Here is a 26,383-nt window from a genome sequence, read left to right on the forward strand (position 1 = left end):
ACCAAATGTTAGCCCACCTAAGTATCTCAAAGTCTAGTCAAATCTTTAACTTCAAACACTTACCTCAAGTTAATAGCCCATTAACGTTCACCACTGTATTTCAAAATCCACTCTGTTTAGTTGGTACATATGTTGGTATGTTAAGTTCGATATTGCAGATACCATCATCTGAGGGTTTTTAGTATGGCGCTCACAGAGTTAAAAGTAAGAAATACAAAGCCTTCTGATAAACCTGTCAAAATGACCGACGGTAATGGTATGCACCTGTTGATCACCACAAGTGGTTCCAAGTACTGGCGTTTTCAGTATCGCTTCGCTGGTAAACAGAAAATTCTCGCACTGGGAGTTTATCCAGAGGTTTCATTGTCAGAAGCCAGACGAAGAAGAGATGAAGCCCGTCAGCTCGTTGCAAACCATGTAGACCCAAGTGAAAAGCGCAAAGCAGAAAAGATTGAGAACAAAGGCTTGCTAACATTTGAGCAAGTTGCACGACAATGGCATACCAGTAACAGAACCTGGTCAGACAGTCATAGAACCACCGTATTGAACAGCCTTGTTACCCATTTGTTCCCTGTCATCGGCAAACGTTATCTTAGCGATCTAAAGACTCGTGATTTGTTGGTTCCGCTGAAAAAAGCAGAAGCATCAGGACACAATGAATTAGCTTCCCGATTACAACAACGCATTACGGCGGTGATGAGGTATGCCGTTCACAATGCATTGATTGAACAAAATCCTGCAAACGACCTCGCTGGTGCAGTTGTTTCCGCTAAAAGTGTCCATCGCCCTGCCCTTTCTCTGGAACGATTGCCAGAGCTTATGAACCGTTTGGAAGCATATAAAGGAAGAGGCATTACCCAAATTGCAGTGCAGTTAACACTCCTGACCTTTGTCCGTTCGAGTGAACTGCGATTTGCTCGCTGGTCAGAAGTTGATCTCAAAAATTCACTGTGGACTATCCCCGGAAAGCGACAACCTATGAAAGGGGTCAAATATTCTGCAAGAGGGGCAAAAATGAAAACGCCTCATTTGGTTCCATTAAGCTCACAAGCCAAAGCACTTATGGAAGAGCTTCATACGATCAGTGGTAACAAAGAACTTATGTTCATTGGTTTTACCGGGGACGACAAACCTATCAGTGAAAACACTGTCAACAAAGCACTTAGGGCGATGGGCTACGATACGAAAGCTGAAGTCTGCGGGCATGGTTTCAGGACTATGGCATGTAGTGCCTTAATCGAATCGGGATTATGGTCGAGAGATGCTGTGGAAAGACAAATGAGCCACCAGGAACGCAACAGTGTCCGGGCTGCTTACATACATAAAGCGGAGCATTTGGAAGAACGGAAACTCATGTTGCAATGGTGGGCTGACTACTTAGAAGCTTGTAAAGAAGAAGCACAGACACCTTTTTCCTTCTCTATTCAGCATTCAGAATAGTGAGTAACAAACGATACGTATTTAATATTTTATAATCGAGAACTCGATGTAGGCTGCGAATATCTATTAAGAATTCAAAGCTTCCTTTTGTAATATAAGTTCAATGGGGTTATTCATTAGCATATCGAAACAAATCTGAAATTTGTGGTAAGAAACTCCGCGATTTGGATCAATAAGTTCAAACCGTATAAGAGCCAGCAATCAATTCCTGGCTTTTATATTTTATAAAAAAATTACAGATATTGTTCGAGTAGGTGTCCCTGAAGACATGCTTTGTTCAGCTTTGAACATAAGTTCAGATTCATTAAAAAGTGATCTATCAGTTCTTAAAGGCATATGCCCTGAGGTTATAGAATTATTTAATGATAGAGATATACCTAAAAACACATTTATGATCATAAAAAGAATGTTCCCTTTTAGGCAAATAGAATGTGCAAACCTAATGATAAAATTTGATAATTATTCAAGGATTTTTGCTCAATCGCTTTATCACAGTTCATCACCTGGGCTTTTAAACGACAAAGGTAAACCTAACATTGATGAGAGATCTGGTAATAGAAAAGCAATTGAAAGGCTTGAAAAAGAGATGACTCAGGTCCATTTCGATACACAAAAGATAAAAGAAAACTACGGTTCCAATAGCTTGAAGCTAACGATCGTTATCTCTCACATAAAAAAATACTCGAAAACCCTAAGGTTTTCCATTGGCTTCTTAGGAATAAACAAGATTAACTTAGTGAACTTACCAAGATATCTGACATTGAGAAATTAGCTTAAAAAAGCATGATCATTCAGTTTAGTTAGTTCGAATCGAAAAATGCTTGCTTTCGTAATTTATTTTATTAAAATGCAGTCTACCACTGAGGCACTCTTTCCTGCCAACTCCCATAGTATGCTTGCTTTGCACATGGGGTGTAAAGGCTATCAGTAGCTGACTGAGATAAGATTGAGTAAAAACCATGAATAACAAATGTGTGCTGGTATGCCAGTATCAACGTTTTCGGTTTGGACGGTGGGAAACGGTGTGTCAGCACCTCCGTTCCCTACCTAACCGTTAATGATTGATGGTGCCTCAGTGGTAACCCTTTTTATTCTGCAATTTCTTTGTCAATTTCCACTCCAAACATTCGGTTGTAATGCGGTAAATCATCGGTTTTATTAAAGACATCCTTAAAGATATCGAAATATTTTTCAGTACTTCCCCTGCCTAAGTTATTTATATTTGAAGAATCTAAATGTGACCCTCTGTGCATATACCGACAGAAGGACTTATAAGTAATATCATTTTCTGATTCTGCAAGTTGTTCCAATGCTATTTTAAGGTTATCCAGCTTACAAGAAAAAGAAAAATAATACTCAAGGATGTTTCGCATTACATTCGGAAGAATAACAGGATTTACAATACCATCCTTCACATTTTTTAATAACTCCCAATAGGATTCATATTCATTTTTTATATCACCTTTAGACATAGTAATAACATCACTAAATTCATTCTTCACCACTCTCAATAAACTGTATTGCTTTTCAAAATTCTTCACTTTAGGAGGCGCTAACTTTAGAAGCTCCTGAAAGAAGAACAAATTATGTGTGAGTATCAGAATTTTAGCATCTGATGGCATACCTTGAATAATTCGATAATGTATTAATGACGATATCTCATAAATGTAATCATGTGATAAACTTGATATAGGGTCATCTATGACAATTATTTTATCTTTAAGATCTCCTTCTTCGAATTGACCTTCGCAACACTCTAAGAAATACAGGAAGGTTATTATTGTTTTCTCCCCTTCACTTAAAGATTTATAAATTTCAACATTGTCATTTCCTCTGTGTATTTGAAAGAAATTCCTTTCGTGTGCTTTTTTAATCTCTAAACCACTTAGGCCTAATCTTTTGAGTGAAGAATTTATTTTATCTACAGTTTCATCCATATTAGAAACTTGTTTTCTAAGTTCTGAAAGCCTATCTTTTTCCTGCTGAACTTCTCTTTCAATGACTGCCTTTCTTTCAAGCATTAAACTCTTATCACCATTCAACTCATCCATATTGACTTTATTATTATCAATTAAATCACCGCATAAATTCCTTAAGACCATCCAGAGTTTATTTGAAAGGTTAGAAACACTTATTTCATATTCATTTAATCTTTCATTGATTTCTTTTATTTCTCCATTCAAACTTTTTATTCTTGCATTTAACTTATCATGAATATTTGATGAATCAATAAGTGATATTACTGCTGATGGCTTTTCGATCTTTTCTTTGAGGGCGCTTTTGTTCAGTACAAGTGATTGCCCGATCTGTTTGATGAGGTTCCAGATACTATCGTCATTAGAAATATAACCCGAGCCATTCAATGAATCTTCTAAGTTTTTTATGTATTCATCACAAGCATTGGAGTAGTTATTATGGATACCTTTCAGATCATTTAATTTTTTTTCATATGTTTCGTCAAAGACATCTCTTATTGCTTTTAAGAAATCATTATTAACTGTATCACTTTGGCAAAATGGGCATCTCGTGTCACTAACATAACCTAATCCTAACTTGACCCAATCAGCATTGCCTAACTCTTCAATAACATTTGAAAGGTAACTATTAGATGATGGGATTAATGGCGTTAGGAGTAATTCTTCCTGCTGTATATTTAAGATAGGCATTGATGGGTGATAAATTGAACTGAAAGAAGAAGTTTTATTATTTTTTAATTTTTTATATTCATTTAAAACATCACCTGAACTATCCTCATCTTTTTTATCCTGTATGCATATTTTACTATACAGGCTATCTTTTCTTAAACTCTTTGTCATCAACTCAGTGAGTTCAGTTGTTCTAATGTGTGCTGTTTTTTTCCATACAGCTTCTTTGCAGCTATTCTCAAGCTTTATAAGCATTTCATCTTTTTCTTTAACTTCATTATCCAGACGAATTAGCCTACCTTTCAAACTTGCTATTTTTTTATCTGAATGTTTTATCTCCTCCATCACTTCTTTGTTACTTTGGCTTAGAGTAAAAACTCCTGGTTGTTCTGATTTATGATAAAAAGAGTCTTCTACGAACTGACTATTATAAACGATATAATTATAGTCACCTTCTCTACTAAAAGAGCATTCATTGTATGCCACATTAGATGGACTGTAAAAATATCCTGAGATAGTTGATTTACCACTTCCATTCTGTCCATAAATAAGATTAACTTTCTTACTCAAATCTATGTTAATGCTTCTTTCTTTAGAGTAGCTTCTTACATTTTTAATTACTAACTGTGCCATTGATACCTTCCTTTTATCCTGCAGGACACAAATATAATATTCAAAATGGCTCATTAATGAGCCATTTTATTGATAAGTATCAATAGTTATTCCAGTTATCTTGAAGCCACGAAGTGACATTCTTGTGACTTCTGACATCTCCCGGTAAATATTCTCTTATCATTTTCTCTGTTTTAAGTGCTGACTCTTTACTTTTAAAAGAATGCTTTTCTGCAAACCTATTTATGAAATGAAGAACTTCATATCCTTCGTTTCTGCTGAGCAATGTGCTGTCAGGCTTACCTGTTTTTTTAGGATCGTCATCACCTATAGCAGTCCAACTATATGTATATTGTAAATCAGATTTATTTATAAGGGTCATAATAACCTCCAAAATATAATTGATGATATTATCGGTTTGAGCACTATTTACTTCTTTCAACGAGCTAAAATACTTAATGAATTCAACAACTGAGTATCCAAGGTTTCCCTTACCGGTGTAGGCAATCCATTTGCAACTCTATAATTCTTAATAGCAGTTCGTGTCGCAGGTCCCATGCTCCCGTCAATATTACCGTTGTAAAAACCTTTATCGAGCAAGGCGAACTGCACTCTCATGATCAACCGCTTACGTTTTTCTGTATCCGAAGTCAGCCCACTACTTGCTCGATTAGCACCTGTGGTTCCTGCTGAGTTTGTTGTGGTTGTGCTATCTGTGTCATTAGAGCGAAGTGAACGGACAGAGGAGGAGGAGGAAGACGACGAACGAGTTCCTGAACTGGATGAGTCTGAAGTGCTAGGGGAACTGTATGTTTTTGGATAATAAGGAGTGCTTCCACCATAGTAGCCACCGCCTGATGAGGAACGGTGTGAGCTGTGGCTACGGTGAGAACTGTGACTTCTGTGTCCTGCAATGTAGAACGGCACTTCGGTGTTGAGCGGGGCTATCACCAAATCATGTTCGTTCAATGTCATACCAGGTAAGTCACTGGCACCAGTAGACGAATCACTTGCCCAAACAGAGTTATTAAGAGCCAAAAAACCAGGAAGGAGAGCCGCGAAATTAAACTTTTTCATATTATTGGTCTCGGAGGTTGATGAAAACGGCCTTTTGATGAACTGAAATAACCAGCACAGGAAGACTTCTGAGTGCATTCATCACATTCTTTGGGATAGTAATTTTTCCAGTCAGAAATCGACTGAGTTGCAAAATTCCATGCCCTTTCAGGAAGGTGGCATAGTGGGTAATTGAAGATGGTAAGAGGGATACCTGACCTGTGTGCAGTGTTTACAGCCGAAAGGATTTGTTCGCTGTAGTTGTCGTGCTCTATGAAGATTGATGACCAGTTCTTACGGGCCCATCCAATCGACTCCAGTCCCATCAGAGAGATTTGGTTAATGTTCGAGAACACACGGCCAGCAAACTCTACAAGGTCATCAAGCTCTGTATAGTTCGCCTGAGTAGGAATGACTCTCAGTTCGATGTTGATACCTGAGTTACCGGCATTGATCAGTCCCCTGACTGTTTCATCAAAGGCTCCCTCGCTTCCGACCAGATAGTCGTGCACTGATGCTCTTGAAGAATAAAGCGGTATCCCAAACGTGATTTTGATCTTATCGCTTCTTTCCTTCATCTGCTGGGTAAAGCTGACATCCGCAAACTTCCTTCCGTTGGTTAGAACATGCAGTGCTGTGTCAGGGGAGTTTTCGATTATGAAGTCCAGAAAATGCAGGAAGTCTTCGCCATAGAGCAAAGGCTCTCCCCCGCTCACTCCCACTACTCCATTCAGAGAGAAAGAAGCTATAGCCAGAGCTGACTGGTTAAGAAGCCAGTCATCGTTTCCAGCTTTAGGAGGCTGAGAACAAAACAGGCAACTGTTGTTGCACCTTTCAGTGACCAGCACAGTGTTATGGTTTGCTCTACGGGACAGTATCACCCGGAGCATGTTGCCGTTGTTAATGATCCCAATGTCACCATCTTCTATGGAATCGAACAGTTCCTGGCTCACAATCGAGTCTGCAAAATATGCAGGCAGTCTGGAATTGAGTTGTGTCGCAGTGACAAGCAAATTTGGCAGATAGAATTGAGGATTCTCGGGCTTGGTTTTACATAGGCAATAGAAGCCTTGCTGAACTGGCAAGTCTGATGAAAACCGGAAAATATCGTTTCTCAGCACCTCAAACATAAGCCCACCTTTTGAGCATCTCAGCCATTGGTCCATTCTGAGAGATTTCATTCAGCAGGAAGCGGAACATCCCTTTGTGATACTGGCAGAAGGTAGACCGACTCTTGTCACCCACAGGCTCGCCCTGAACACTGATGTTCTGACAAGGATCTGCTCCACAGAAAGGTTGGTAAGCACAGGTATCACAACCGGGCATGGCGAAATTAAATGAAGATGAGAGAGCGGAACGGTAGTATTCGTTGCTACTGAATGAGAGTGAAGCAAACTCTCCTGCACTGAAATCTGCTTCGGGATTTACTTTCTGGAGCATACGGCTTTCGTCGCTGCCGTAGATCTTGCCGTCATAGTTAAACAGGATGCAGTTCAGCACGACTCCGCTTGGTGATTTCAGATCTGCATAACCACTGAAGCCCGAATTGAAAATTCGCTTTAGATGGATTGAAGCCGAATGCTCAACGACAGGTATGCCCTTCAGGTTCTGAAGCAACACTTCCTGCATTAACTTCTTATAAAACTCAAAATATTCAGGCATTGAAAAAGTGAAGCTCTGCTTCTGAGCAAACCCATAAGGACTCACTGGCCTGATAAACATGTCGGTTAGGCCAAGAGACAGATGAGCATCCACTATGGAGGCTGGCTCTTTTGTTAGCTCTTTTGTAACTGTGGTTACCGTAGCTACCCGGTTTGCTCCCAGCTCTTCTGTGATTTTTCTAATGCCCGTGACAGCTTTGTTGTGAGCCTGAGAGTCGGTGAGGATACGATTCTTGTTGTGGACGGCTTCATTACCATCCAGCGAGACGGAGAAAGTGATGTTCCGTCTTTTAACCCAAGAGAGGATGCTTTCATCGAGTATTGAGAGACTGGTGGCAATAACCATTTCGAAAGCATCACTACCTAATGAACTCTCGCATTCCTCATAAATTGCCCGAACAAGATCGAACCTGAGAAGCGGTTCTCCGCCCTGCACTTCTATCTTATATGGCGGAGTGCCAAGTTTCTTAATAGTGCTGACGATTTGCGGTATCAGTTCTGGGTTGAGGTCATAACCATCAGCGGTAACCGATGCTCTGCTGACCTGGCAATACTTGCATGTATGATCACACCTGAGAGTCGGCACAATCATAAAGATTGGTCTGACGGCCAGTTCGTTCATCAGTCGCTTGGCAAAGGCAGAACTCAGTGAGGCTTTTGAAACTGCCTGAGTTGCATCGTCTGCAATGAACAATCTGCTTTTGAGTAGCCGGGAGGTTGTTTGTTCTGGAGGGAATTTGTTATCGACAAGAAGATGTAGTTCTTCGTTATCGATGAAGCTGTGAAAGCCAGCAAGGTTGCTGATGAAGACTTTGCCATTGCTCAGGCGGTCAAAATTGAATGGCATCGTATTCATTCGGCAAGTCTCGAATCGATGCTCCTCAGAACATTGTCGATAATTGAAGTCCTTACCTGCACGGTATGGACCTGAAGCTTTTCTCTGAGCTTATAATCATTTAGCAGTCGCGCGAACTCGAACTCAATCTCGTCGTTCAAATGTTCGAACGACACCAGCCAATATTTATCGTCTTCATCAAGCTTCCAGTGGGCAATAGAACTCATCCAATAGAGGCTGTTTCGAAGCACCCATTCAGAATACATTGTTTTTAATATGTTTTTTTGCATAACATTACCACCCAGAAAGTATCAAAGTAGAAATACAATAGTTTTAATTACCTTTCAAAGAATGTAGCTAACCGCGAAAAAAATTATCAAAAACGGCAACAATCCATAAGCTGCTGTTTTAAAATGATTTTATTATGGCAGGATACAGAATATTCTTATTTCGCAATAATAATCATCGCGTATTGGAATGTAAATTTGTTTTGTGGATTTTTATGATACTTACCAAAGTGTTTACATTAATTTATAATTTGATTAAATTTCGAGCATCAAAGCTCATCAGCTAACTTATTGATTTAAAATCTAATAATGGATAATCGATCAACTGTCTGAAAAACCAGCGGAAGAGGTATGTTCAATATGTTAACAGTCACTTCATGATTGGGTGATCATTGAGAAAGGTGAAAGCCCTTGATTTAAATAATGAATTTAATGAAGGCTCACAAGATATCTAAAATATCCCGTGTTAGCTTTATCACTTCATATAAATTTTTGCTATCACACGGAGTAGATCACCTTACTGGTGCAATTCGATTCAGTCGCCACGAAACGATGTCAGCACTGCCGCCATACCGAAGGCGCAACGCCGTGCTGCTGGCGAAAGCGGTTACTGAAGTGGCTGGAGGAGTGAAAACCGCAGCGCAGTGCGATCTCGGTGACGGGCAAGGTGCTGAATTTAAGCAGTTGCTGTGCGGTCTCCATGCGGCGACGCATGACATATTGATGCGGCGCTTCGCCCATGCTGCTACGAAACATCCGCGCAAAGTGGTATTCGCTCAGCGCCGCCTCGGCTGCCAGCTGCGCCAGGGTGAGCGGCTGGTCCAGCTGCGCATCAATGTATGCCACTATCCGGCGCAGCACTGCCGGGGCCAGACCGCCGCGCACCTGCGGAGCCTGCCACTGCACATCGCTGTAACGCTGAAGCAAATGCGTCATCAGCAGCGTTGAGGCGCTGCTCAGCATCAGCTGATTTGCCGGCTGCTGCCAGTCAGCGCTGAGCAGAAAATGGCGATACAGCTGCGTAATGCGATCGTCATCCGCAAAGATCTTCTCATGCAGCGTGAGCTGTGCCGGGCTGCGATCCCACACCTGCTCGCCGAGGTGGCGCAGATGGGCATCCGTGCAGTAGAGATGAACAAAGGAGAGATCGGCGCGCAAATCCCAGGTGGATTCGGTGCCCGATGGCATCAGGCAGAAGCGATCCGGCGCGCCGCCGTTACGCCAGCCGTGCGGCGTTTTGTGCCAGGTGTCGTAACCATCCGCCGTATAGAGGCTCAGCGTGTGGTGATCGCTCAGGTTGGTAACCCGATCGCCACTGTTGAACCACGCCGCCAGTTTGATACCGCTCGACAACTGTACGCTGTCACGTAGCTGTGCTTTGTGGCGTTGCAGTAGAGTGAAGGTTTGGTATTCAGGCATGAGGCGGCATCGCAGTAACCAGATGAGCCTACAGTTTACGCATCCTCACGGACAGAGAACAGGCCAGTGCCGGACATCCGCGGAAAAAGCGCAAGATTTTGCAAGTCGCGCGCAAACCTGTGCAAGCGGCGCTGCCCGCTGCCGGTCACACTGTTCGCCTGTTTTTGCCGGAGAGCGCATGATGAATCTGATGTTATACCTCGCCGTGGTGCTGATTTGGGGCACCACCTGGATTGCTATTTTTTTACAGCAGGAAGCCGCTGCTACGCCGGTCTATGTCGCGGTGTTCTGGCGCTTCCTGCTGGCGTCAGTGGTGATGCTGGTAATATTGAAACTGTTCAAACGGTTACGTTCACTCGATAGACGCGATCACCTGTTTTGCATGGCGCAGGGCTGCTGCGTCTTCGGCTTCAATTTTGTCTGCTTTTATCATGCGGCCGCGCTAATCAGCACCGGACTGGAGTCGGTCATTTTTTCCATGGCGGTACTGTATAACGCGCTGAACAGCTGGATCTTCTTCCGTCAGCGCCCCTCAGCGCGCCTGCTGCCCGCCGCCGTGCTCGGCCTTGGCGGCATTGTGGCGCTGTTCTGGCATGATATTCAGGCGGCGCACCCGGCACCGCAGCTGCTGTGGGGCGTGGGCTTGAGCGCACTGGGCACGCTGGGCTTCTCATTCGGCAACATGATCTCAACGCGTCATCAGCGGCGGCAGCGTGATGTGCTTACTACCAATAGTTACGCCATGCTGTATGGGGCAATAGTGATGCTAATGATGGCGCTGCTGCAGGGCGATGCGCTGGCCCCGGCGCTCAATCTGCAGTGGCTGGGCGCCATGAGCTATCTGGCCCTGTTTGGTTCGGTATTAGGTTTTGGTGCGTACTTTACGCTGGTGGGACGTATCGGAGCCAGCCAGGCAGCGTACAGCACATTGCTGTTCCCGCTGGTGGCGCTAACGCTCTCGACGCTGTACGAAGGATATCAGTGGCACAATAATGCGATTGTGGGATTGGTAATGATCCTGGCAGGCAATATGGTGATGTTTGTTCGCTGGCCGGCGAATCGCAAGGTGCGTCTGGCCTAGCAAGAGCGGGCATTGCGCCCGCTCCCTTGCTCCTCTAGCGCCAGCCGCCGACACCGATATTGAGCTGGTGAGGTTTATTTATGGCTTTTCTGGCAATCCAGTAAAGCAGAACGCGGTCATCATCTCTGTCGCGATCGGCCATAGCCAAAAGTTTTAGCGACAGCGTGGACTTGTTCACAGGCTGATGTTCATCGCTTAACTCGATCACCGCCTGACCGATGATGCAGCAGACTTCATTCTCGCTGGTCGCGGATTCATATGCTCGGTCTTTCATATTTCCTCCTGTTGAATGAGTCTTAAGCCTGGCAAAGATGCGGGATTCTGCAGCGAAAAGGCCGCCTGAAAAACAGATTGTTACATACGCTCATCTGCAGCAACGTCGTGCCATGTATTGACATCACCGTTTCGCTTATCCGGCCGGCGGGCAATGCCATTCATACCCGTTTCGCTGCATTTCATTCCCAGCTATTGACCCTTCATGCCATCGCGCACCCCCTGCGCGTGCGAGGTGTTTATTATCGCTGCAGATTCCGTATTCCCGGATGGGAGATAAAAAATGACCACTGCTACGACTCCGCAACACCAGCGTACCCGCATGCTTACCCTCACTGGCACCATCATCACCCAGTTTGCCCTGGGCTCAGTTTACACATGGAGTTTATTCAACGGCCAGCTGGCGCAAAAGCTTGATGCACCCGTTAGCCAGGTCGCCTTCTCTTTTGGTCTGCTAAGCCTGGGTCTGGCGATAGCCTCTTCGCTGGCGGGTAAATTGCAGGAGCGCTTTGGCGTGCGTAACGTTACCATTGGCGCAGGCCTGTTAATGGCGGTAGGTTTCTGGCTCACCGCGCATGCGGACAATCTGATGATGCTCTATCTCAGCGCGGGCATTCTGGTTGGCCTTGCGGATGGGGCTGGCTATCTGCTGACGCTCTCAAACTGCGTGAAGTGGTTCCCCGAGCGTAAAGGGCTGATCTCTGCCTGTTCGATTGGCGCTTATGGTCTTGGCAGTCTTGGCTTTAAGTTTATCTGCGGAGCGTTGCTCAGCACGCAGGGGCTGGAAAACACCTTCATGATCTGGGGCGTGCTGGCGATGAGTATGATCATCATCGGGGCGCTGATGATGCGTGATGCGCCAGTGCAAACTTCGCAGGGCAATGCGCAGCGCGCCGTGCAGGATTACACGCTGGCGCAATCGGTGCGTTTGCCACAGTACTGGATGCTGGCGCTGATGTTCCTCACCGCCTGCATGAGTGGTCTGTACGTTATTGGAGTAGCCAAAGATATTGGTGAGGGGATGGTGCGCCTGAGCACACAAACCGCAGCCAATGCCGTAACCGTTATTGCTATCGCCAACCTTAGCGGCCGTCTGATCCTGGGCGTACTCTCCGATAAAATGGCACGTATCCGCGTAATTTCGCTGGCGCAGCTTATTTCGCTGCTGGGGATGAGTATCCTGCTGTTCACCCACATGAACGAGACGACCTTCTTCCTGTCGCTGGCCTGCGTAGCGTTCAGCTTTGGTGGCACCATCACCGTGTTCCCTTCCCTTATCAGCGACTTCTTTGGCTTAAATAATCTCACGAAAAACTATGGTCTGATCTACCTGGGCTTCGGTATCGGCAGCGTACTGGGTTCACTGGTTGCGTCGCTGTTCGGCGGCTTTACCGTGACCTTCAGCCTGATCATGACGCTGCTGGTGATCTCCTTTGTGCTGTCACTCAGCATCCGTCTGCCAAATCGTCAAAATGTTCCTCAATCTCTGCTGCATAATTAATGCGCCAGCGTGCCGCGTCAGTACGGCACGCATTTTCTCTTCTTAATCGCCGCTATTATTCTCTGATGAGAACGACTATTATTTAAACTTGCCTTTCGGAGTAATCGGGTTATTATTACTGCGCATTCAGTTTATTCCGATTGGTTTACTCCCCGCTTTTTAATTTTTAGCTTTAAATTGACACATCCGGAAATAGTTGCAGAAATAACTCTACATTCGCTGCATCTTCACTCCACTTTTCCTGGTTAATCTGACTGCATTGGAAAAGAGGAGGACTCTCCATGAAGAAGTTAATAAAGGTGGCATCAGTTGTCGCCATTATGACGATGCTAAGCGGTTGTATTATCGATCGTGGACACGGTGGCGGTTGGGGACATGGACACGACCGCGGCTGGCATCACGGACATGGCGGATGGCATCACCGCTAATCGGGCAAAGCACACACAGCACATAATAAAAAAAGAGAAAGGGCGGGAAATTATCCCGCCCTATTTTTTAACTCTTTACTGCGTAATTACACTGATACCAGGCTTTCTTTAATCCGGGCAGGTGGCTATCTTCCACCGGCAGTGATTCCACTTTATCAAATCCGCGCTCGCTACAGTAATTTGCCAGATCGAGCTCCAGCGCATCTTTATTTAACGTGTGCGGATCGTAACGGTACTGCACGGTATTTGAGCTATGGTCTTCATCAACACGCTCAAATCCCCCTGGTTTACTGACGCTGCAACCGGCCAGCATAAAAAGCGCCATCGCGCTAATAACGATTTTTTTCATTAGGGTGTCCTCATCAGGCGTAGCACTTTACGAGCCAGCGCCGGGCGCTTCTATAGGAAAAAGCGCGAAATGTCTTATAAAGCTAAAGCTTTTGCCAATCAAATCAATAAAACTAAACGGTTTTTCTTATCACAGAGAGCATGAGAGTATGCCTTCAGACAATACGAAGTCTGCACCACACCAGGTGATACACATAATAGACATATCTAAAGTGACCTTTATGCCCGTGCTGAGCGGGCTTTTTTTTGCCCGCTATCCGGTCAGGCTGACCATCTTACGCAAAAGATTGGCGGCGTGTTTGTCAGGCAATGCCAGAATGCCGCTATAGAGATCAATCGACATCGCGCACATCGCACTGCGATCCACCGCCGTATCCGCCGGCATATTCAGCTGCTGCAGCTTATCGCCCCACTTGCTATACAGCGTTTCCACAACGTGTTGAAGATCGCGCTGCGCCATCGCCTGATCGACCGGCAGCTCCGGGCCTGTGCTGGCCTGCAACAGCTGTTCCAGCGCCTGACCGTCCTGTTGATTCAGCTCCGGCGAGAGCACCTGCTGCAGATTGACGCCACCGCTGACCTGGGGATAGAGAAAACGGAAACAGCGCTGCGGGTCCTGCTGCTGCAGCGCCTGCATCTCCTGTACCGACACGCGAATATAGTGGATGACGGCTTCGTCGCTGGCGTGCGTCATGCGCTGATTCACCAAATCCATCAACCAGCCGCGCATATCGCCCAGCGCCTGATCGGCTGGTACACCTTCGCCCAATTTATGCAGCAGTTCACGGTTGAGCAGCTGCCACAGCGCAGGCTCCTGCATCTTAAGCACGCGATAACCCGGCGCCTGGCTCAGTTGTGAGGTCACCTCTGCCGCCAGCGCCTCACGCTGCTGGCGCGGGTGCAGCCAGCTGAACCACAGCAAGTTTGCCAGAACCAGCGGCAACAGGAATAGAATCACGCCCTGCCAGGCGCGCAGCGCAGTGGTGCGCACCAGAAGTGTGATAAGGATGGCCAGCACGACAAATGCGGCCAGCGTAAGCGGAAAAAGCGAAAGCATGGTGCGGGATCAATCCTTGCGAACGTCAATCAAAACCGGGCAGTGAGCACGCTCAATTACTGCAGCGCTTACTGACCCTTTCAGCAGGCGGTTAAACGGCGAGAGCGGACGGCGTCCCATAATAATCATGCTGGCATGCAGGGCCGCAGCTTGCGCCACAATCGTCTCTGCCGCTTCACCAGCCACAATCAGCCCTTTCGCGTCAATGCCGGCACGTAATAACGGTGCCAGCGCATGGCGCACGACCCGTTCTGCGGTGTTTTGCTCATCTTTTGCCACCAGAAAATCATCCGGATCTTCACCGGCATCAATCTCCATGGGCTGATTGCAGGAGGAGTACGCCGGGTCAATACAACACAGCACCCTGACCTGCGCCTGTTGCGCCAGCGCCTGCTCGATAGTTAAGGCGATCACTTTCTCTGCCACCGGCGAATTATCAATGGCCATCAGCAAGGTTTTCATCAGTTGGTTATCCCTCCACAGCAGTTATTTTGCCAATTTCGCGAATCAGCGCCTCTTTGCACTGCATGATTGCCTCGCGGTAGCGCGTCTCATGTTTAGGGAAGCGTGCGGAGGGCACCAGCAGCGTAATGCAGAAGCGTCCAAAGAGCGTATCAATCGCCACCGCCATCGTGGTGATGCCCTCCAGCGTTTCACCCCGATCGATCGCCAGTCCACTGGCGCGCACTTCAGCGATCAGCGCCAGCAGCTGCGGCAACGTTTTCACCGTTTTATCGGTCAGCTCTTTATACGCTTCACCTACCAGCAGCCGTACATCTTCGTCGCTCTCCATCGCCAGCAGAGCGCGACCACCGGAGGTGCTGTAGAGCGGCAGATTGAGGCCGATACGCGGCACAACGCGCAGCTCACGCGTAGCCACCACATAGTGGACGATGGCCAGCTGCGTGCCGCTGGCGCGCGCCAGCGAGACCGTTTCATTGATATCCGCCGAGAGTTGTTCAAGGAAGGGCCGTACAATCTCAACCACATCGCTGTGCACGCTGGAGATCAGCTTAAGCAGCGCCGGCCCCAGGCGCAAACCGCCTGCTCCGCTGCTGCGTACCAGCTGCGCGCTGTCCAGCGCTGCTACAATGCGTTGTACCGTTGAGCGCGGCAGATCAACCACCTGCGCGATCTCACCGAGACTCATGCCGCCCGGGTGTTCGCCAAGGGCATTTAAAATTTTTGCCGCACGCGCAATGACCTGAATGCCACCCGCTTTTTCATCCTCACGGCTTGAGGGAGTATCCACCATGATGCGTTCCTTTTTGGCCTGCCCTACTTTAGCGCGAATGATCGCACTTTTACACCCTGTATCACATTGCAATACATCATATCGGGATGTAAGATGCGAACCTGTATCACATCGCAATACACTGCATCAATATAACGAGACACCTGCTATGAACGCCCAGCCTGCTGCGGCGCCGGCACCCCATCCGTTTACCCTGCGCCTGGCGCTTGGGCTGGCTGGCGTGCTGATCGCCGCGCTCACTTCCGGTTTAAATGACCGCGTAACGGATATCGCGCTGGCCGATATTCGTGCTGCGATCGGCATCAGTTACGATCAGGGTAGCTGGATCATCTCTGCTTACCAGGCGGCGGAAGTGGCCGCAATGATGATCGCCCCCTGGTTTGCGGTCACCTTCTCCCTGCGCCGCTTTGCATTAGCGGTCTCTGCCGGCTTTATGTTGTGCGGCCTGCTGTTGCCGTTTGCGCCCGACGCCCCGCTGTTTATCGCCCTGCGCGTGGTGCAGGGTCTATTTGGCGGCGCCCTGCCGCCGTTGTTGATGACGGTGGCGCTGCGTTTCCTGCCGCCGCCAATCAAGCTTTACGGTCTCAGTGCCTACGCGCTTACCGCCACCTTTGGCCCGAACATGGCCGCGCCGCTGGCCGCCTTCTGGACCGATGATGTTGGCTGGATGTTCGTCTTCTGGCAGGTGGTACCCGCCATGCTGATCGCCATGCTGCTGATTGGCTGGGGCCTGCCGCAGGATCCGCTGCGCATTGAGCGCTTTAAGCAGATGGACCTGTTCGGCATGCTGACGGGCTGCTCGGGGATGGCGCTGCTGATCCTGGCGCTGACTCAGGGCGAACGGCTTGACTGGCTCAGCTCGCCGCTGTTCATCGCGCTATTATTCAGCGCCCTGGCGTTGCTGATTGTGTTCTTTATTAATGAATGGTTTCACCCGCTGCCGCTGTTTAAGTTGCAGATGCTGCGCCGTTCCAATCTGGCGCATGGCCTGCTGGCGCTGGCGGGCGTCCTGATTCTGGCGCTCTCGGGTTCGGCATTGCCCTCGGCGTACTTCGCTCAGGTTGAGGGATTCCGGACGCTACAGTTCGCCCCACTGGCGCTGACCATCGGCCTGCCACAGCTGCTGATTGCGCCGCTGGTTGCTGCCCTGCTGAATATTCGCTGGATCGATTGCCGCTGGGTACTGGCGGCGGGCGTAACGCTGTTGATAATCGCCTGCCTGATGGGCATGCACATTACTACAGACTGGGCGCGGCAGAACTTCTGGCCGATTCAGGTGCTGCAGGCGTTCGGTCAGCCCATGGTGATCCTGCCGGTATTGATGAGCGCCACCAGCGTTGTGGCCCCGCCGGAAGGGCCCTTTGCGTCAGCGATGTTCAACACCGTGCGCGGCTTCTCCAGTATTGCTGCCGGCACGCTGGTGGAGTGGTTTATCAGCCACCGCGAGCAGTTTCACTCCAGCGTGCTGGTGGATCACGCCGCCAGCCGCAGCTGGCTAATGACCGCGCCGAACAGCGCCCAGGCCAGCAGCAGTTTGCCTCTATTACCGGACGGCAGCGCCAGTAGCGCGGAAAATCTGAGCGGCTTTGCGACGCTGCTGAAGCATCAGGCTATGGTGCTAAGCCTGAGCGATGCCTGGCTGATGCTGATCGGTTTTGGCGTGCTGCTCCTGCTGCTGACGTTGTGCCTGGCGAAACGCGTCTGGCCGCCGCAAACCCTGATTCAACCTGTTAAGACCACCCCGGGATAACTGTTATGCAAGTTACAACGAAAAGAACGGCGCTGTTAAGCGCCCTGCTGGTGATACTGCTGGCGATGGTATTTGCTGTCTGGTCAGCGATGAGCGGCAACGATCACCGTACTGACGATGCGTATGTCAACGCGGATTACACGCTGGTGGCGCCAAAAGTGTCAGGCTATATCGCCAGCGTCAACGTGCAGGATAATCAGTACGTGAAGGCTGGCGATGTGCTGGCCACGCTGGACGATCGCGATTACCGCGTGGCGCTGGAGACGGCGCAGGCCACTTTGCAGGTCAGTGAAGCGAAGCGACTCAGCGCCCGGGCCCAGCTGGACCAGCAGCAGTCGACTATCGAACAGGCCAAAGCCACACTCGCCGCCAGCCAGGCGTCAGCGCAGTATGCCGGCCAGAGCGCGGCGCGCTATAACCAGCTGTACAAAAGTGGCACCATCGCCGCTGACGATCAGCAGAAAGCCAACTCAACGCAGCGCTCAGCTTCGGCGGCAGTGCGCCAGAGCGAAGCTGCGGTGGCCTTTGCATTGAAGCAGGTCGGCGTGCTGCAGGCTGCATTACGCGAGGCGGACGCAGATGTCGCCGCCGCCCAGGCCAGCGTCGATCAAGCGAAGCTGAATCTCTCCTATACGCGTATTATCGCGCCGGTGGAGGGCATGGTCGGCCAGCGCGCGGTGCGCACGGGAGCGTATGTCAGCGCGGGCACGCGTTTGCTGGCGGTGGTGCCGCTGCAGCAGACCTACATCACCGCGAACTATCTGGAAACGCAGCTGGCGGATGTGCGTCAGGGGCAGAAGGTGACCATCAATATTGATGCGCTGCCCGGCAAGACGTTTACCGGCCACGTTGATAGCATTGCACCGGCCACCGGGGCGACTTTTTCAGCCATCTCTCCCGATAATGCGACAGGCAACTACACTAAAGTGGTTCAGCGTTTGCCGGTCAAAATTGTCCTGGATGCGGGTCAACCCAATCTGGCGCAGTTGCGTGTCGGCATGTCGGCGATTCCGCACATTGAGACCCGATGAAAATGTGAGCAAGTTCTCAGAAGTGACCTATTTATTTTCGGATCGATTACGCGTAAATTAGCGCTCGATCCTGTTCCGGGGCAGCCCGGAGCGACCTGAGTAGAAAGCGTGTAGCGATGATGAACTCCACCTTTCTCTTATTCTGTTCGGGTTACGCTGGTTTGGGATCGCCATTATTGTAACCGCTCAGAGGAGTTGTTTTGTGAAATACGCTTTGATGGGAATCTCTTTCTTCGTCTTACTTTGGGTCGGCACCTTTGTGCTGATGCTCTAGAGCCGCCAGGCGGGGCGACCTCTCAGTCGCCCCGATTTGCGCTTACTCTGCTTCTTCCAGTGCTTTCACCGTTCCCGGCAAAATGCCGTCGGCGCGGAACATCGCTTTAATGCCACGTACCGCCTGACGAATACGGTCGCTGTTTTCAATCAGTGCAAAACGCACGTGGGTATCCCCGTAGTCCCCGAAGCCGATGCCCGGCGACACGCACACCTTCGCCTCCTGTAGCAGCAATTTGGCAAACTCCAGCGATCCGAGATGCGCATAGTGGTCAGGGATTTTTGCCCAGACATACATGGACGCCTTAGGCAGATCCACCATCCAGCCGGCTTCATGCAGCCCTTTCACCAGCACATCGCGCCGGCGTTTATACTGCTCAGCAATATCACGGACGCACTGCTGATCGCCCTCCAGCGCAGCAATCGCCGCCACCTGCAACGGCGTGAACGTGCCGTAGTCGTGGTAGCTTTTGATGCGTGCCAGCGCGGCTACCAGCTCTTTATTGCCCACCATAAAGCCGATACGCCAGCCCGCCATGTTGTAGCTTTTAGACAGGGTGAAAAACTCTACTGCCACGTCGCGTGCGCCGGGCACCTGCATAATGGATGGCGCTTTCCAGCCGTCATAGGTGATATCGGCGTAGGCGAGATCGTGAATCACCAGCACGTTGTACTGCTTCGCCAGCGCAATCACCCGCTCAAAGAAGTCCAGCTCAACGCATTGTGAGGTTGGATTGGACGGGAAACCGAGAATCATCATCTTCGGTTTTGGATAGCTCTCACGGATAGCGCGTTCCAGCTCGTTAAAGAAATCGACGCCTGCTACCAGCGGCACGGAGCGAACCTGCGCGCCGGCGATCACGGCGCCGTAGATGTGAATCGGGTAGCTGGGATTGGGCACCAGCACGGTATCACCGTGATCGAGCGTTGCCAGCATCAGATGTGCCAGCCCCTCTTTCGAGCCGATGGTCACGATCGCTTCTGATTCGGGATCGATCTCCACCTGATAGCGGTCAGCATACCAGCGTGAGATGGCCCGACGCAGACGCGGAATGCCGCGTGAGGTGGAGTAACCATGCGTATCTTCGCGCTGCGCCACCTGGCAGAGCTTCTCTACGATATGCGGCGGCGTGGCACCATCGGGGTTGCCCATGGAGAAATCGATGATGTCTTCGCCGCGCCGGCGCGCAGCCATCTTCAACTCAGCGGTGATGTTAAATACATACGGGGGCAAGCGTTCAATACGCGAGAAACGACGGGGTGTGCTGTTATCAGCCATGATGTCCTCTGGATTACGTGAGCGCCCGGACCGTCCGAGCGACGCTGGTCACTGCGGTGACCTAACCAAGAACATAACGTGCTGATAACAGGATTGTCGAGAGTGGCAGAAAATTTTTTTAATTTTGCGTATTCAGCCGGCCAAACACCCAATCGTTCACCCATTGGTCTTTTAGCAGATAATTATCCCGCAATGTTCCCTCAAGCACGAAACCGTTCTTCTCCAGAATGCGGCGCGAGGGCCAGTTTCCCTCGATCACCAGCGCTTTGAGCTTATGAAATTCAGCGTCAAGCAGAAACGTGCTGAGCGCCGCCAGCGCTTCGCTGCCATAGCCCTGACCGGTAAACGCATGACGCAACATATAGCCCACTTCCGCCTGCCGGTACGGATGCCACTCGGCGCTACAGCCAAACAGACCAATGGCTTCGCCGGTTTCCCGCACGCGGCGACCAGGCACAGCATGTGAAAGCTGGTCGGCAGCCAGGGCGCCAGCCGTTCGGTAAAGCGCTGGCGAATGTCGTTTTCGTCGGGTATCTCGCTAACCCAGGTCATGGTGGCGGCATCTTCATGTACCGCTTTGAAGATCTGCCAGTCTTCCGCCTGCAGGCGACTGAGGATAAGACGAGGGGTAAATAGTTGCATTGCTGCGCTCCGCTATTTTGCATAGGGCAACATAGCAAACAGCATTCGTGACAGCCAGTGGCTGGCGCACGGATCCGGTAATCCTCTTTTTTACCGTCAGGATTTCCCTATTTACCCGGCAGTGCTGGCGGATCGCGATCACATTTTTTATCATAGCTGCACTGATGTCTTGCCTGAGAACGCCCGTGCCCTCCCACTTCGACATGCTGTTAGCGGTGTTTGATCGCGCCGCGCTAATGCTGATCTGCCTGTTCTTCCTCACCCGCACGCGCGTTTTCCGTCAGCTATTACAAAAAGATGAGCACTCGCCCGGCGAAAAAATTGTGGTCACGGCCATTTTCTCGCTGTTTGCGCTGTTCAGCACCTGGTCCGGCATTGACGTTGATGGCTCGCTGCTTAACGTTCGCGTGATTGCGGTGATGGCCGGCGGGATTCTGTTTGGGCCGTGGGTGGGCATCGCCACCGGCGTCATCGCCGGCGTGCATCGCTTCCTGATTGATATGGATGGCGTCACCTCCGTGCCCTGCCTGATTACCAGCATCATTGCCGGCATTGCAGCCGGGATGATTAACCGGCGCGTGAGCAAAGAGCAGCGCTGGCGGGCCGGTATCCTCGGCGGCATGCTGTGCGAAAGCCTGACCATGGTGATGATCGTGCTGTGGGCCAAACCGATGACGCTTGGCCTGACCATTGTGTCAGAGATTGCGCTGCCGATGGTGCTGGGCGCCTCAAGCATCGGTTTGATTGTGCTGCTGGTGCAAAGCGTCGAGGGGGAGAAAGAGGCGATTGCGGCGCGCCAGGCTAAGCTGGCACTGGAGATCGCCAACAAAACCCTGCCGCTGTTCCGCCAGACCAACAGCGACTCATTGCGTCAGGTATGTGAAATTATCCGCAGCGATATTCACGCCGACGCGGTAGCGATAACCAATACCCGGCAGATCCTCGCCTATGTTGGTTACGGCGAGCAGAACTATCACAACGGCGACGATGGCATCAGTCCGACCACCTCACAGGCCATTAGCAGCGGCAAAATCATCATCAGGAACAATGATGAAGCGCACCGCACCAAAGATATCCACTCAATGCTGGTTATTCCCCTTTGGGAAAAAGGGGAAGTAACGGGCACGCTAAAAATTTACTATCGCCGCGCCCACCGCATCACTGGCTCACTCAAAGAGATGGCGATTGGCCTGTCGCAAATTATCTCCACCCAGTTGGAAGTGTCACGCGCCGAACAGCTACGCGAGATGGCGAATAAAGCTGAACTGCGTGCGCTGCAAAGTAAGATCAATCCGCACTTCCTGTTCAACGCCCTCAACGCGATCTCCTCCTCTATCCGCCTCAATCCGGATACGGCGCGTCAACTGGTGATCAATCTCTCACGCTACCTGCGTTATAACCTGGAGCTCAACGACGATGAGCCTATCGACATCAAGAAAGAGCTGTGGCAGGTGAAGGATTACGTGGCGATTGAGCAGGCGCGCTTTGGCGATAAGCTCTCAATGATTTTTGATGTGGATGAGGATCTGCACATTACCCTGCCAAGCCTGCTGATTCAGCCGCTGGTGGAGAATGCGATTGTGCATGGTATCCAGCCGTGCCGGGGCAAAGGTGTGGTCACGCTGAGCGTCAAAGATTTGGGCGATCGCGTGCGCGTGGCGGTACGGGATACCGGTGCCGGCATCAGTGAAGAGGTGATTGAACGGGTCGCTCGCAATGAGATGCCAGGCAACAAGATTGGCCTGCTTAATGTGCACCATCGGGTGAAACTGCTCTCCGGCCAGGGACTCCGCATTACCCGCCTGGAGCCGGGTACAGAGATCGCCTTTACCCTCAGCAAAAGTGGTCAGCGGCTGCCCGTGCCGTTAAGCCGTCAGACGGAAACCTCAGCGTGAAAGCCATTATTGTCGAAGACGAATTTCTTGCGCAGCAAGAGCTAAGCTGGATGATTCAGCAACACAGCCAGATTACGATTGAAGCCTGTTTTGATGACGGGCTGGATGTGCTCCGGTATCTGCAAACTCACCGGGTTGATGTCATCTTCCTTGATATCAATATTCCGTCGCTGGACGGCATGTTGCTGGCGCAGAACATCAACCAGTTTACGCATAAGCCGCTGATTGTCTTTATCACTGCCTGGAAAGAGCATGCGGTAGAGGCATTTGAGCTGGAGGCTTTTGACTACATCCTCAAGCCGTATCATGAGTCGCGCATCGTCACGATGCTGAATAAGCTGGAAGCCACCGCGCAGCAGCAGGCACAGCAGCCCAATCCCGCCGCCGGTACGCCGCAAACCGTTAATCTGGTCAAAGATGAGCGCATTATCGTGACCGATATCAACGATATCTACTACGTTGAGGCGCATGAGAAGCTGACGTTTGTCTATACGCGGCGCGAAGCTTACGTCATGTCGATGGCGATCAGCGAGTTTTGCAGCCGGCTGCCTGAGCAGATGTTTTTCCGCTGCCATCGGTCGTACTGCGTCAACCTGAGCAAGATTCGCGAGATCGAACCCTGGTTTAACAACACTTATCTGGTGAAGCTGCGCGATCTGGATGCGCAGGTGCCCGTGAGTCGCAGCAAAGTGAAGGCGTTTCGCCAGCTGATGCACTTATAAGGCGAACGGCAGGCGCCGTTCGCCCGCGGTAATTACAGGATACGGCCGAGCACCTGACGCAAGTGCGCGCCGGCGCCAAGCAGGCCTGGCTGATCGTGCGTAATCATGTAGACCGGGATATCAACCAGATAGTCGCGGAAGCGGCCCTTATCTTCAAAGGCGGCGCGGAAGCCTGACGCTTTAAAGAACTCCAGGAAGCGCGGCACAATGCCACCCGCGATATACACGCCGCCAAAGGTGCCGAGATTCAACGCCAGATTCCCGCCAAAGCGGCCCATGATGACGCAGAACAGCGTCAGCGCGCGGCGGCAGTCGATACAGATATCCTGCAAGGCGCGTTCAGTGACATCTTTAGGTTTGAGGTTTTCCGGCTCACGCTGATCCGATTTCACAATCGCCCGGTACAGATTGACCAGCCCGGCACCTGAGAGCACGCGCTCTGCAGAGACGTGACCGAGCTCAGCGCGCAGCACTTCCAGAATCGCATCTTCCTCTTCACTGTTCGGGGCAAAATCAACGTGACCGCCCTCGCCCGGCAGACTGACCCAGCGCTGCGCCACGTGCACCAGATGCTGACGCCAAGACCGGTACCCGCGCCATAGATGGCAATCGGCTTATCTTTCACCGGCGTTTTGCCGCCGAACTGGATGACATCACTCTCTGCCAGCATCGGAATCGCCATCGACACGGCGGTGAAGTCGTTGATGATCTCCAGCGTCTCAAAGCCAAGGCTCTGTTTCATCTGGCTGGCGGAGAACGCCCAGTCATGGTTGGTCATCTCCACCCAGTCGCCGGTAATCGGGCAGGCGATGGCGATACAACCGTGGGTGATATCCTGTTTCTGCTCGTCGAGATAGTGACGAATTACCGCTTCCAGGTTGTCGTAGTCTGATGTGGAGAATGTTTTGGCCTGGGAGATGGTGCCGGTTTCCACCTCACACAACGCGAGGCGAGCGTTAGTACCGCCCACATCGCCGACCAGGGCGTATTTTGTCATTCTTCTGCTGCTCCGCTTGGGTCATAAACAATTGCAGGACACTATAAGAGCCTGCCAATAAAACAACAACGCCCACCAGCACGATGAGCGTTGTTCAGTGAGTGCGTTGCACAGCCTGGCGATTGCGCGCGCCGCTGTATAGAGGCAACTGTCCTAAACTGTGCGGCTATTCCGCTGATGCAGCGCCGCCGTCACTTTACGCAGCAGCGGCGGCAGGTCCTGTTTGTCCATCACCACCTCAATCAGTGACAGGCAGCGCTGCTGCGCCAGCAGCGCCAGCACGCCCTCCAGCTGCGCCGTTTCACTGATGCGCCAGCTTTGCGCACTGCACTGCAGGCTCATCGCCTGCGGCAGTGCTGTCCAGTTCCAGCGGGCAATATCGTTATAGCGCTGCTCTGCGCCATGAATGGCTCGCTCAACCGTATAGCCATCATTATTCAGCAGGAAAATGATCGGCTGCAGTCCGTCACGCTGGATAGAGCCCAGCTCCTGAATTGTCAGCTGTGCCGACCCATCCCCGATGATCAGAATCACCCGACGATCGGGCTGCGCCGTTTGCGCGCCAAAGGTGGCGGGTAAAGTATAGCCAATCGATCCCCACAGCGGCTGAACGATCAGCTCTGCCCCCTGCGGCAGCCGCAGGGCGGCGGCACCAAATGCAGCAGTGCCTTGATCGGCAAGGATAATATCACCTGGCTGCAGAAAGCGCTGCATCGCCTGCCAGAATGCCTGCTGACTGATTACCGCTGCAGCAGTGGGCGCCGTTTCCTCATACAGCGCGGGCGGCGCGGTGTGCCAGTGCGCGCAGTGGCGTTGATAAATCGGCAAAAGTGCGGTCAGCGCCTGCGCCATGCTCAGCGGTGCAAAGGTTTCGCCCGCCACGGTGGCGTGAAACGGCTGCAGATCGATCAGGCGTTCAGCCGGCAGCTGCTGGGTGAATCCGGCGGTGAGCGTATCGGTAAACCGCACGCCTGCGCAGATGGTCACATCCGTCTCTTCAATTGCGGCCCGTACCGCGGCTGTGCTGCCTTCAGCGGCATAGGTTCCGACATAGCCTGGCTGTTGCTCATTTAGCACGCCTTTCCCCATCAGCAGCGTTGCGGCGGGAATCGCGCGCAGTTCACGCAGGTGCGCGAGTGACGCCTGCAACTGCCAGCGGCCGGCCAGGAAATCCGCCAGTAACGCCACGCGCTGTGCCGGTGCCAGCAGTCGCTCCGCCGCCGCCGCAAAGGCTGCGGCAGCACAGGCATGCACGACCGGCGCTTCCGGCGATCGCTCTGCGGGCAAGGTCACGTCCGCCGCAGCGACATCCACCGCCAGCAGCAGATAGCCCGGACGGTGCTGGCGCAGCGCCTCATCAATCACCCGATCAATCTCTGCCACAGCATTGTCCACCGTTAACACCGCCGCGGCAGCGCTCACCTCTTGCGCCATACGCAAAAAATGGCGGAAATCGCCATCGCCAAGTGAGTGATGCACGCAATCACCCTGACGCTGCGCTGCGCTGGCCGGTGCGCCGACAATGTGAATCACCGGCACATACTCCGCATAGCTGCCTGCAATACCGTTAATGGCGCTGAGTTCGCCAACGCCAAAGGTGGTGAGCAGTGCCGCCGCACCGTTACAGCGTCCGTACCCATCGGCAGCGTAAGCGGCGTTGAGTTCGTTGGCGCAGCCTACCCAGGCGATGTCAGGATGATCGATGACGCTATCAAGAAACTGCAGGTTGTAATCGCCAGGCACGCCAAACAGATGACGGATGCCAGCCTGGTGTAAACGGTTTAACAGATAGTCGCCAACATTGAGGGTTTTCATCGCAAGCTCCAGCGCAAAGGGTTATCTGGAGTATTAGCGAGGTGGCTGATTTGGCGAGATTTTCACCATCATCGCACGCTC

The 26,383-nt window shown here is 50.9% G+C and carries 24 protein-coding genes and 2 pseudogenes; 10 read left to right on the top strand and 16 right to left on the bottom strand.

The window, feature by feature from the left end; translation table 11 throughout:
* The first annotated feature begins 183 nt into the window (after window positions 1-183).
* On the top strand, window positions 184-1,440 hold the full coding sequence (locus tag HA48_RS04430; protein WP_128599961.1) for a tyrosine-type recombinase/integrase: 1,257 nt from the start codon (window positions 184-186) through the stop codon (window positions 1,438-1,440).
* Window positions 1,441-1,708: 268 nt separating this feature from the next.
* Window positions 1,709-2,212 (top strand): plasmid partitioning protein RepB C-terminal domain-containing protein, encoded by a 504-nt coding sequence (locus HA48_RS04435; protein ID WP_244182798.1) that lies wholly within the window; start codon window positions 1,709-1,711, stop codon window positions 2,210-2,212.
* 316 nt (window positions 2,213-2,528) lie between these two features.
* Here HA48_RS04435 and HA48_RS04440 read toward each other — a convergent pair whose 3' ends face one another.
* The 7 genes from HA48_RS04440 to HA48_RS04470 all read right to left on the bottom strand — a co-directional run bounded on the left by HA48_RS04440 (window position 2,529) and on the right by HA48_RS04470 (window position 9,955).
* On the bottom strand, window positions 2,529-4,718 hold the full coding sequence (locus HA48_RS04440) for an AAA family ATPase (protein ID WP_158086956.1): 2,190 nt from the start codon (window positions 4,716-4,718) through the stop codon (window positions 2,529-2,531).
* Window positions 4,719-4,797: 79 nt separating this feature from the next.
* The gene (locus tag HA48_RS04445; RefSeq protein WP_128600037.1) at window positions 4,798-5,079 is read right to left on the bottom strand and encodes a hypothetical protein; all 282 of its coding nucleotides are present in this window, start codon (window positions 5,077-5,079) and stop codon (window positions 4,798-4,800) included.
* 56 nt (window positions 5,080-5,135) lie between these two features.
* A complete protein-coding gene (hxsA, locus tag HA48_RS04450) occupies window positions 5,136-5,774 on the bottom strand; it encodes a His-Xaa-Ser repeat protein HxsA (protein ID WP_128599963.1) in 639 nt (212 codons plus the stop codon).
* Complete coding sequence (gene hxsC / locus HA48_RS04455) at window positions 5,771-6,883, bottom strand: His-Xaa-Ser system radical SAM maturase HxsC (protein ID WP_128599964.1); 1,113 nt, start codon at window positions 6,881-6,883, stop codon at window positions 5,771-5,773. The genes hxsA and hxsC overlap by 4 nt, the downstream gene beginning before the upstream one ends.
* Window positions 6,876-8,270, bottom strand: a complete 1,395-nt coding sequence (gene hxsB, locus HA48_RS04460) for a His-Xaa-Ser system radical SAM maturase HxsB (protein WP_128599965.1) — start codon at window positions 8,268-8,270, stop codon at window positions 6,876-6,878. The genes hxsC and hxsB overlap by 8 nt, the downstream gene beginning before the upstream one ends.
* Window positions 8,267-8,539 (bottom strand): His-Xaa-Ser system protein HxsD, encoded by a 273-nt coding sequence (hxsD, locus tag HA48_RS04465; protein ID WP_128599966.1) that lies wholly within the window; start codon window positions 8,537-8,539, stop codon window positions 8,267-8,269. Before hxsD ends, hxsB begins: the two co-directional genes overlap by 4 nt.
* Before the next feature lie 552 nt (window positions 8,540-9,091).
* A complete protein-coding gene (locus tag HA48_RS04470) occupies window positions 9,092-9,955 on the bottom strand; it encodes a helix-turn-helix transcriptional regulator (protein WP_128599967.1) in 864 nt (287 codons plus the stop codon).
* Window positions 9,956-10,136: 181 nt separating this feature from the next.
* Between HA48_RS04470 and HA48_RS04475 the strand changes: the two genes are divergently transcribed.
* Window positions 10,137-11,036, top strand: coding sequence for a DMT family transporter (locus tag HA48_RS04475; RefSeq protein WP_128599968.1), 900 nt, complete (start codon window positions 10,137-10,139; stop codon window positions 11,034-11,036).
* Between the two features lie 34 nt (window positions 11,037-11,070).
* Here the strand turns inward: HA48_RS04475 and HA48_RS04480 are convergent, their stop codons facing one another.
* On the bottom strand, window positions 11,071-11,310 hold the full coding sequence (locus HA48_RS04480) for a hypothetical protein (RefSeq protein ID WP_128599969.1): 240 nt from the start codon (window positions 11,308-11,310) through the stop codon (window positions 11,071-11,073).
* A 282-nt stretch (window positions 11,311-11,592) separates the two neighbouring features.
* Between HA48_RS04480 and HA48_RS04485 the strand changes: the two genes are divergently transcribed.
* Both HA48_RS04485 and HA48_RS22165 read left to right on the top strand, forming a co-directional pair.
* Complete coding sequence (locus HA48_RS04485) at window positions 11,593-12,810, top strand: L-lactate MFS transporter (RefSeq protein WP_128599970.1); 1,218 nt, start codon at window positions 11,593-11,595, stop codon at window positions 12,808-12,810.
* 281 nt (window positions 12,811-13,091) lie between these two features.
* Window positions 13,092-13,238, top strand: coding sequence for a hypothetical protein (locus HA48_RS22165; RefSeq protein ID WP_167377137.1), 147 nt, complete (start codon window positions 13,092-13,094; stop codon window positions 13,236-13,238).
* A gap of 67 nt (window positions 13,239-13,305) precedes the next feature.
* On the opposite strand, the gene HA48_RS04490 is transcribed toward HA48_RS22165, so the two are convergent.
* The 4 genes from HA48_RS04490 to HA48_RS04505 form a co-directional block, all read right to left on the bottom strand.
* Window positions 13,306-13,587, bottom strand: a complete 282-nt coding sequence (locus HA48_RS04490; protein ID WP_128599971.1) for a putative periplasmic lipoprotein — start codon at window positions 13,585-13,587, stop codon at window positions 13,306-13,308.
* Window positions 13,588-13,839: 252 nt separating this feature from the next.
* Window positions 13,840-14,643, bottom strand: a complete 804-nt coding sequence (locus HA48_RS04495; protein ID WP_128599972.1) for a hypothetical protein — start codon at window positions 14,641-14,643, stop codon at window positions 13,840-13,842.
* 9 nt (window positions 14,644-14,652) lie between these two features.
* A complete protein-coding gene (locus HA48_RS04500) occupies window positions 14,653-15,105 on the bottom strand; it encodes a universal stress protein (protein ID WP_128599973.1) in 453 nt (150 codons plus the stop codon).
* A 7-nt stretch (window positions 15,106-15,112) separates the two neighbouring features.
* Complete coding sequence (locus HA48_RS04505) at window positions 15,113-15,898, bottom strand: IclR family transcriptional regulator (protein WP_128599974.1); 786 nt, start codon at window positions 15,896-15,898, stop codon at window positions 15,113-15,115.
* Between the two features lie 148 nt (window positions 15,899-16,046).
* Here HA48_RS04505 and HA48_RS04510 point away from each other — a divergent pair, with 148 nt between their 5' ends.
* The 3 genes from HA48_RS04510 (at window position 16,047) to ypdK (ending at window position 18,953) form a co-directional block, all read left to right on the top strand.
* A complete protein-coding gene (locus HA48_RS04510; protein ID WP_128599975.1) occupies window positions 16,047-17,648 on the top strand; it encodes an MFS transporter in 1,602 nt (533 codons plus the stop codon).
* A gap of 5 nt (window positions 17,649-17,653) precedes the next feature.
* Entirely contained in the window at window positions 17,654-18,679 is a 1,026-nt protein-coding gene (locus tag HA48_RS04515; RefSeq protein WP_128599976.1) for an HlyD family secretion protein, read from the top strand.
* 202 nt (window positions 18,680-18,881) lie between these two features.
* Window positions 18,882-18,953 (top strand): membrane protein YpdK, encoded by a 72-nt coding sequence (gene ypdK, locus HA48_RS04520; protein WP_006120362.1) that lies wholly within the window; start codon window positions 18,882-18,884, stop codon window positions 18,951-18,953.
* A 42-nt stretch (window positions 18,954-18,995) separates the two neighbouring features.
* Here ypdK and alaC read toward each other — a convergent pair whose 3' ends face one another.
* Both alaC and HA48_RS04530 read right to left on the bottom strand, forming a co-directional pair.
* Window positions 18,996-20,231 (bottom strand): alanine transaminase, encoded by a 1,236-nt coding sequence (gene alaC, locus HA48_RS04525; RefSeq protein ID WP_128599977.1) that lies wholly within the window; start codon window positions 20,229-20,231, stop codon window positions 18,996-18,998.
* Window positions 20,232-20,349: 118 nt separating this feature from the next.
* Window positions 20,350-20,873, bottom strand: a pseudogene (locus HA48_RS04530) (GNAT family N-acetyltransferase).
* Window positions 20,874-21,076: 203 nt separating this feature from the next.
* Between HA48_RS04530 and HA48_RS04535 the strand changes: the two are divergent.
* Both HA48_RS04535 and HA48_RS04540 read left to right on the top strand, forming a co-directional pair.
* A complete protein-coding gene (locus HA48_RS04535; protein WP_128600038.1) occupies window positions 21,077-22,768 on the top strand; it encodes a sensor histidine kinase in 1,692 nt (563 codons plus the stop codon).
* Entirely contained in the window at window positions 22,765-23,490 is a 726-nt protein-coding gene (locus HA48_RS04540) for a LytR/AlgR family response regulator transcription factor (protein ID WP_128599978.1), read from the top strand. Before HA48_RS04535 ends, HA48_RS04540 begins: the two co-directional genes overlap by 4 nt.
* A gap of 32 nt (window positions 23,491-23,522) precedes the next feature.
* On the opposite strand, the pseudogene glk reads toward HA48_RS04540, so the two are convergent.
* Window positions 23,523-24,487 (bottom strand): annotated as a pseudogene (glk, locus tag HA48_RS04545) (glucokinase).
* Between the two features lie 153 nt (window positions 24,488-24,640).
* Window positions 24,641-26,302 carry an alpha-keto acid decarboxylase family protein gene (locus tag HA48_RS04550; protein WP_128599979.1) on the bottom strand — a complete coding sequence of 554 codons (1,662 nt, stop codon included), beginning with the start codon at window positions 26,300-26,302 and terminating at the stop codon, window positions 24,641-24,643.
* Window positions 26,303-26,383: the final 81 nt, after the last annotated feature.

It is taken from the genome of Pantoea wallisii (genome assembly GCF_002095485.1).
Lineage (GTDB): Bacteria > Pseudomonadota > Gammaproteobacteria > Enterobacterales > Enterobacteriaceae > Pantoea > Pantoea wallisii.